The sequence below is a fragment of the Meiothermus cerbereus genome (assembly GCF_051297115.1).
GTDB lineage: Bacteria > Deinococcota > Deinococci > Deinococcales > Thermaceae > Meiothermus > Meiothermus cerbereus_A.
Genome location: NZ_JBEVAL010000104.1, coordinates 1 through 7,411, shown reverse-complemented (window position 1 = coordinate 7,411; position 7,411 = coordinate 1). Strand labels below are relative to the sequence as shown.

Sequence of the window (7,411 nt, the reverse complement as noted above, 5' to 3'; positions counted from 1 at the left end):
GGCGTGTAGGGCTATGGCTTTGCTTGGCATGAGTTATTATCTACATAGATTTGGTATGAGAGGCCCTGCCTGTGAAGAGTGCGATAAATAAGCAGCCAGCCACCCTGAGGGCTTTACTGGGCCAAAATCCAGTCGGGGGCTGGCATGCAGGCTTAATAGGGCAGTGGCCAGGTTCGGAAGTAATCCCGAATACGACCCCACAAACCCACCAGTCCCCTGGGTTCTAGAATCAAGAAAAGCAGAATCAACACCCCAAAGAGCACGCTGCGCCAGGCCGAAAGCTGGGCCACGTACTGCGGCCCAAAAGCCCCGGCCAGTACGCTCAGGGTCTCGGGAATCAGCACGATAAACAAGGCCCCCAACACCGCACCCAACACCGTGCCGGCCCCACCCACGATCACAATGGCCAGGTACTGAATGCTAAAAGCCAGCACGAAGTTCTCTGGGGTAACCGCCCCAATCAGGTGCATCAAAATGCCCCCGGCAATGCCCCCGTAGAAGGCCGAAAGGGCAAAAGCGGTGAGCTTGGAGCGCACCAGGTCTACGCCGGAGAGCTGGGCCGAGAGGTCGTTGTCGCGCACCGCAAACCAGGCCCGACCCGCGCGGGTCGAGAGCAGGCGCTTGGCATAGAAGAACATCGGGATGGCAAAAGCCAGCCCAAGGTAGAAAACCACCCGGTCGTCGGCCAGGGGCAGCCCAAGAAAGGTGCCTTCGGCTGGCAGCTTGCGCCCAGCCACCCCGCCGGTGAAGTCGGTCCAGCGTTTGAATATGTAGTCGGCCAGGAACTGAAAAGCCAGGGTGGCAATGGCCAGGTAGGCCCCCTTAATACGCAACGAGGGTATGCCCAGCACAATCCCGATGCTGGCAGCCACCAGCCCGCCCAGCAAAATACCCAGCGGGGCCAGATCGCCAGAAAGGTGGCTCGAGGTATAGGCGCCAATGCCCACAAAGGCAGCCTGGCCCAGCGAAATCTGGCCCGCCCCACCCACCAGCAGGTGCAAGCCCAGGCCCGCCAGGGCCGCCACCAGAATCTGGGTGGCCACAAACAAGGGATACTGGGGCAGCAGCAAAGGAAGTGCCAGTACACCAATTATCGCCACCACCAGCCAAAAGCGCCCCTGTGGCGTACTGGCATAGGCTTCGTCTTGACGATAGTCTTCGCGCACCGTTCGAGAAAAACGGCGGCTGAAGGCATCGGTAAGGGTTTGACTCAAGCGGTACATGGTTGGGTCTCCTCGAGGTTCGATGCTATCGGGCAGTCCAGCGGTGCCGGGGTGCAGGAGAACCCTGCCTTAGCAACACGGGCATCTTTGCGGTTTCTGCCATGTTCCATTACGCTTTCACCTTTTGCGCCGCCACCGGCCCACCTACGTCGGCAATTTGAACTTCGGCCTCGAGGGTCCCTTCACCCTCCAGGTAGCGGATGGGCAGGACGACCTTTACCTGTTTGGAACCGTCGTAGAGCGCAGCCAGCAGACTGGCATAACGGGACTCCACTGTGCCCCGCTTGACCTTGCGGGTACGGGTAATTTCCTCGTCGTCGGCGTGCAGCTCTTTGGGCAGGATGGCAAAGCGGCGCACCTTTAGCTCTTCAGGCAGGCTTTCGCAGGCCATGCGCAACTCCTGGGCGATGAGCTCGTAGACCTGGGGGTTAGAGGTCAGGCTCTGATAGGTGGAAAACACAATGCCGCGTTTGCGCGCCCAGTTCTGGGTATTCTCGGGGTCTAGCTCAATAAGGGCGGTCACAAAGGGCCTGGCATGACCAATGACCACCGCTTCGCGGATATAGGGGGAATACTTAAGACGGTTCTCCAGGAATTGCGGCGCAAACCGGGTGCCATCGGCCAGGGCGCCCACCTCCTTGAGCCGTCCCAGGAGTACCAGATGGCCGTTTTCGTTAAAGAACCCCGCATCTCCGGTGCGGAACCAACCGTCCTCGGTAAAGGTTTCCCTGGTGGCCGCCTCGTTCTTGAAGTAGCCTGCAAATACCTGTCCACCCTTGACCTGAATCTCCCCGTCTTCGGCGATGCGCACCTGGGTATTGCGCAAAGGCTTACCCACCGTCTCGGGGGGCGTATCGCCGGGCAGGTGGGCTACGCTGGTGGCTGCGGTTTCGGACTGCCCGTAAACCTGACGAATGTCCACACCCAGGGCACGGAAAAAGGTGAAGACTTCCGGGCCCAGGGGCGCACCACCGGTCGCGGCAATGCGGCAGGCGGCCAGGCCCATGCGGGCTCGGATTGGTCGGGCTACCAGCGGATAGGCCAGGGCCCGGGCCAGGTTCAGGCCAAAGCCAATGGGTTCTTTGCGGAACTCGCGCTGGGCGCACTCCAGCAAAACCCCCATGCCCCAGCGGTAGATCGCCTTCTTGAGGCCGTCGGCATCCTCCATGCGGCTGCGCACGATGGCCGCGGAGTCTTCCCACAGCCTTGCAGGGGCCAGGTAAAAGTCGGGTTGAACTTCCCTGACATCTTCCCGCACGGTGATGATGTCCTCGGGAAAATGCACCACCGTACCATCGGTTAGACTGCGCACCACCGTAAGCATCTGCTCGCCAATCCAGGGCAGCGGAAGGTACGAAAACACCCACTCCCCTCCGCGGATGCTGATGGTCTCGCGGCCCGCCTCGGCTCCGGCAATCAGCTGGGAGTGCGTGAGCATGGCCAGCTTGCTGCGGGCGGTGGTACCGGAAGTGGGGGCCAGGAGCGCCACAGTATCGGGCCGCACCTGGGCTTTTGCGGCCTGCACAGCCTGACGGCTTTTTTCGGATTGGCCCAGCTCCAGCACGCTACTAAAGGGCCGCACCTGTTCGTTCCAGTATTTGCTCATGCCGGCCTCTTCCCAGACCAGCACGAACTTTAGCTTATCCAGGTGGGGCAGCACTTTATCAAGCTGTTCTTCATCCGAAAGCACAATGCCGACGCACTCGGAGAACTCGATAAAGTAGCCCACTTCCTCCGGCATAGCATCCGCATAGATGCCCATAGGCATGGCCCCTACGGTCTGTGCCGCCACTTCGGCAATCACCCACTCTGGCGCGTTTTGACCCAGGATGGCCAGCACCTTGCCCGGCTCCAAACCCAATTGCAGCAGACCCCCGGCAAGCTGCTCCACCTTCTCTTGTAAGTGGGCCCAGGAAGTGGTTTCCCACACCCCCAGGCGTTTGACACGCAGGGCTGGGGCAAGGGGCTTAGTTTGAGCATGGTGGGCCAGATACTCAATCAGGGTAGTGGGCGTCATAGCCTACCTCCGCGATCTTTCCGATTCAGGGTGCACATCATGCACTCCTCCCCAGATAAGCCTCGGCCACGCGCGGGTCCTCCCGCACCCCCGCAGGCGCGCCCTGGTATAAGACCTCACCGTAGGACATAACCAGCACCCCGGTAGAAAGCTCCAGCACAGCCTTGAGGTCGTGCTCCACCAGTACCAGGGTAACGCCCCACTCGCGCCTGGCATCCAGCAAAAAGCGGGCCAGGTCTTGTTTTTCTTCCAGGCTCAGGCCGGCCATAGGCTCGTCGAGCAAGAGCAGCCTGGGGCGTCCCGCCAGGGCCCGTGCCACCTCTACCCTTTTTTGTAAACCATAGGGCAGCGCGCCTGCGGGCACGTGGCGGAAGGGCGAGAGGTGCAGGTAGTCCAGCACTTCTTCAGCGTGGCGGCGTATTTTCCACTCGAGCTGGGCTTTAGGCATCAGGTCGGTGTAACCCCCCACGGCCAGTTCGGCCCCCAGCTTGACGTTGTCCAGCACGGTCATGCCCCGGAAGAGCTCGAGGTTCTGAAAGGTTCGGCCCAACCCCTTGCGAACCCGCACCTGGGGGCTCTGGCCCGCCAGGTCTTCGCCCAGAAAAAACACCTTCCCTTGTTGGGGCCTGTACAAGCCCGATAGCACATTCAGGAGGCTGGTTTTGCCTGCGCCGTTGGGGCCAATCACCGCGAAAAAATCCCCCTCCGACACGCTAAAACTCACCCCCACCAGGGCCTTGACGCCCCGGAAGGCAAGGTGCAGATCCTGGGCTTCCAAAAGCACCTTAGACATACCGACCTCCCTGCAGGGCCCAGGCCCAGGGCAGGTAGACTGCAACCTGGGGTTTCTTCCCTAGGATCGATTTGGCAAAAAGGGCAGACTGGGGCCGTAGCGCCTGGGGGGGCAGGATTGCGCCAGTACAGGCCCCTTCTCCCCGGCTCACGCTCCAGCTAAAGCGCTGCTTCATAGCGCTTTTTCTCAGAATTACACCCATCGCTTCCTCCTCCGGTAGCGCTTGGCCTCAGAGAAGCCCCCGGCCACCGCACCCCCCAGGTAGAACTCCATTACGTCGGCGTCGGCCTGGGCTTCCTGGGCAGTGCCCTCGAAAACCACGCGGCCCTGTTCCATTACGTACACCCGCTCCACGATGGAAAAAGCAGCCCGAGCGTTCTGTTCGACCAGCACCAGGGTAAGCCCTTTGTCGCGGCGCAGCTCGTCCAGTACCCGCATTACTTCATCGGTCAGCTTGGGCGAAAGGCCCAGGCTCGGCTCATCCACCACCAGAATCCTGGGCTCGGTAAGCAGGGCCATGCCCAGCAAAAGCATCTGCTGTTCGCCACCCGAAAGGTAGCCGCCCTGCTCGAAGCGGCGCTCGTAGATGCGGGGGAAGCGCGTAAATATCTCGTCGGTGATTTCTTTCTGGCGCTGCTGGGTTAGTTTGTGCCCCGCGGCCCGCAGGTTTTCGACGACGGTCAGGTAGCGAAAAATGGGTCGGCCCTCGAGGATTGCGGTAAGACCCAGCTCGGCCACCTTGAGCGCAGGCAGGTGGTTGGCTTCCTGGCCGTTGATGACAATTTTGCCGTCCAGAACCCGGCCATCGTACTGCGGCAGCAGGCCTGAAATAGCCCGCACCAGGGTGCTCTTGCCAGCCCCGTTGGGGCCCAGCAGGGCAATGGCCTCGCCAGCACTGGCCCGCATACTCACACCCTGCAAGGCCAGAATCACCCCGCGGTAGACCACTTTTAGGTTTTCAACGTTTATTTCGGCCATATAGCAACCTTAGGTTTTAAGCTCGATGCTGCTTTTTTAGTGCTGCCCCACATCGCTCGCTCAGACCCGCTCGATACGGTGCTGTCCAAACAGTCCATAAGGACGGAACAGAAGCACCAGCAGCACAATCAAGAAGGGGATGGCCTGGGTTATGCCCGGCAGCAAGGACTCGAGGTAAAGCTGGGAGAAGGCTTCGATCAGGCCAATAATCAGGCCGGCTACCACTGCCCCCGGCACCGAATCGAACCCCCCCAGGATGGCCACCGGGAACACAATCAGCCCCAGCAGCACCAGGTGGTGCCCCGGCCCGCCGCCCCCCGCAGCACCAGCCAGAAAAGCACCACCAATAGTGGCCGTCATGGCCGAAATTCCCCAGGCCATCGCAACCACGCGAGGTGCGTTGATGCTCATGGCCAGCGCAGCAGTCTCACTCTCCGAGACCGCCCGCAACAGCACCCCGTAACGGCTATACTTGAGCGCAGCAACCAGCAAAATAGCCAGGGGCAGGGCCAGAATCAGAGCCCACACCGCTTTGGAGGAAAGAAACACACCCCCCAGGTTAAAGGCCAGGTTGGGCATCTCCTTGGGTAGCTGGGAAACGTCGGCAGCCCCCATGGCCTTCTGGTCAGGGCCCCAGATCAGCAGGGTTGCACCATCGAGGGTGGCGGCCAGCCCGATGGTCGCCATAATCACAGCCACCACGTTACGCCCCAGCAGGGGCCGGACAAACCCCCGCTCTACCAGCACCCCAAAGGCAAAAGCCAGGGGTAGCGCCAGCAAAATTGCCACCCACAGCGGAAAAAATAGCGACATGGTGTAGGTTAGGTAGGCGCCAATGAGCAAGAACTCCGCGATTGCGAAGTTGACCACGCTGGTTGCTCGATAAACCAGCACAAAGCCGGAGGCGATAACGGCATACAGCGCACCATTGGCCAGACCGTTGAGGGCGGTTTGTATGACTAAGGCCAAGTCCATGTTTTCCTTATAAAGAGGTTATTGCGGTAGGCTCGAGGGCCCCGAGCCAACCATCGGTCAGCCCTTGACCCTCGAGCGCCCTAAGCTGATTAGAGTTTCGAACCGTCTACCCAGTCGGTAATGGCATCGAAGCGGCCATCCCGCACGTTGGCCCGCCAGAGCTTGGTAAAGGGCAGGCGACGATTCACCCAACGCATGTTGCGCACCTGGCCTCCGGCGTTGTAGTCGCCCAGCCCATCCAGGGCCTCAATCATACCGGGGCGGGTCAGCTTGCCTGCAGCGTGCGCCCGGCGCATGGCCTCGGCGATGACGTCCATGGCCATCCAGGAGCCCATGTAGTAGGTGGTGCGGTAGGAGAGGTCGCGGCCTTTGGCCCGGCGCAAGGCCCGAATTTGCTCTACCGCCGGAACCGTGGCGTCGTAGTAGTAGGCGTTGTGGTAGGTCACGATAAAGCCATCCGCGGCAGCCCCGGCCCGCTGCATCAGGGCCAGCTCGGCCGAGTAGTAGGTGCCCATGAAGGTAGCCCGGACGCCCTGCTCGCGGGCGGCCCGCACCACCAGCGGCTCTACCGTGAGCACATAGCCGTGCATAATGACGAAGTCGGGCTGGGCCTGGCGTAGCTTGGTCACGATGGGGGTGGCATCGGCAATGGCCAGGGGGGTTACTTCCTCTCCCACAATCTGGAAACCCAGCCGGGCCGACTGCTCCTTGATGAAAGGAATGGGGTCACGCCCGAACTCGGAGTTGGAGTAGCACAGGAAAATCTTGGCCCCGCGCCCTTTCTGGCGGCGAATCTGCTGCAGCAGAGCACCGGCCATGTCGTTGTAGGTAGGGCCAAACACAAAGATGGTGGGGTAGGTGTTGGGGTCGGCCAGCTCGTTGGAGAACGAAGTGGCGGTATAGGGCAGGCGCAGGCGGGTGATCTCCGGGGCTAAGGCCTTGGAAAGACCGGTGGAGTTGCCATAAACAAAGACCAGCTCCTCCGGGCTCTCGCGCTGGACAATACGGTTGAAGACTGCCGTTCCACGGGCCACGTCGTAGCCGTCGTCTTCGACCACCAGCTCGAAGCGTCGCCCACCAATGCCACCCGTATCGTTGATGCGGTCGGTGGCATCCCGGAAAGCGTCCAGGGCCGCGTTACCTGCAAAAGCAAAAGCGCCCGTAAGGGGGAGAATGGCCGCAAGCTTGACGGGCCGGGCCTGGGCACGGGCAATCATCCAGGGGCTATATACCGTAGAAGCGGCCAAACCAGCTTTGAGCACTTGCCGACGATTCATCTTCATGTATGTCCTCCTCCATCAACAATCGTTTCGATTGTGTTGTGCCCATAGAATACTATGACCCCTCGAGTTTTGTGTACCCGGTCTAAGTACACGACAAAACCCCGAGTAGGCAAAAGCAGGCCGCTCCTGTAAGGTGTTTCTG

Annotated in this window: 7 protein-coding genes; all 7 read right to left on the bottom strand. The window is 60.9% G+C overall.

Annotated elements, in window-relative coordinates:
* Nucleotides 1-152: 152 nt before the first annotated feature.
* Nucleotides 153-1,223 (bottom strand): branched-chain amino acid ABC transporter permease, encoded by a 1,071-nt coding sequence (locus tag ABWU19_RS13865; protein ID WP_435902252.1) that lies wholly within the window; start codon nt 1,221-1,223, stop codon nt 153-155.
* Between the two features lie 109 nt (nt 1,224-1,332).
* Nucleotides 1,333-3,240, bottom strand: a complete 1,908-nt coding sequence (locus tag ABWU19_RS13860) for an AMP-binding protein (protein ID WP_435902251.1) — start codon at nt 3,238-3,240, stop codon at nt 1,333-1,335.
* 37 nt (nt 3,241-3,277) lie between these two features.
* Entirely contained in the window at nt 3,278-4,033 is a 756-nt protein-coding gene (locus tag ABWU19_RS13855; RefSeq protein ID WP_435902250.1) for an ABC transporter ATP-binding protein, read from the bottom strand.
* Complete coding sequence (locus ABWU19_RS13850; protein WP_435902249.1) at nt 4,026-4,235, bottom strand: hypothetical protein; 210 nt, start codon at nt 4,233-4,235, stop codon at nt 4,026-4,028. Before ABWU19_RS13850 ends, ABWU19_RS13855 begins: the two co-directional genes overlap by 8 nt.
* Nucleotides 4,226-5,011 (bottom strand): ABC transporter ATP-binding protein, encoded by a 786-nt coding sequence (locus ABWU19_RS13845; protein ID WP_435902248.1) that lies wholly within the window; start codon nt 5,009-5,011, stop codon nt 4,226-4,228. Before ABWU19_RS13845 ends, ABWU19_RS13850 begins: the two co-directional genes overlap by 10 nt.
* A 60-nt stretch (nt 5,012-5,071) precedes the next feature.
* On the bottom strand, nt 5,072-5,986 hold the full coding sequence (locus tag ABWU19_RS13840; RefSeq protein WP_435902247.1) for a branched-chain amino acid ABC transporter permease: 915 nt from the start codon (nt 5,984-5,986) through the stop codon (nt 5,072-5,074).
* Between the two features lie 89 nt (nt 5,987-6,075).
* On the bottom strand, nt 6,076-7,263 hold the full coding sequence (locus ABWU19_RS13835; protein ID WP_435902253.1) for an ABC transporter substrate-binding protein: 1,188 nt from the start codon (nt 7,261-7,263) through the stop codon (nt 6,076-6,078).
* Nucleotides 7,264-7,411: the final 148 nt, after the last annotated feature.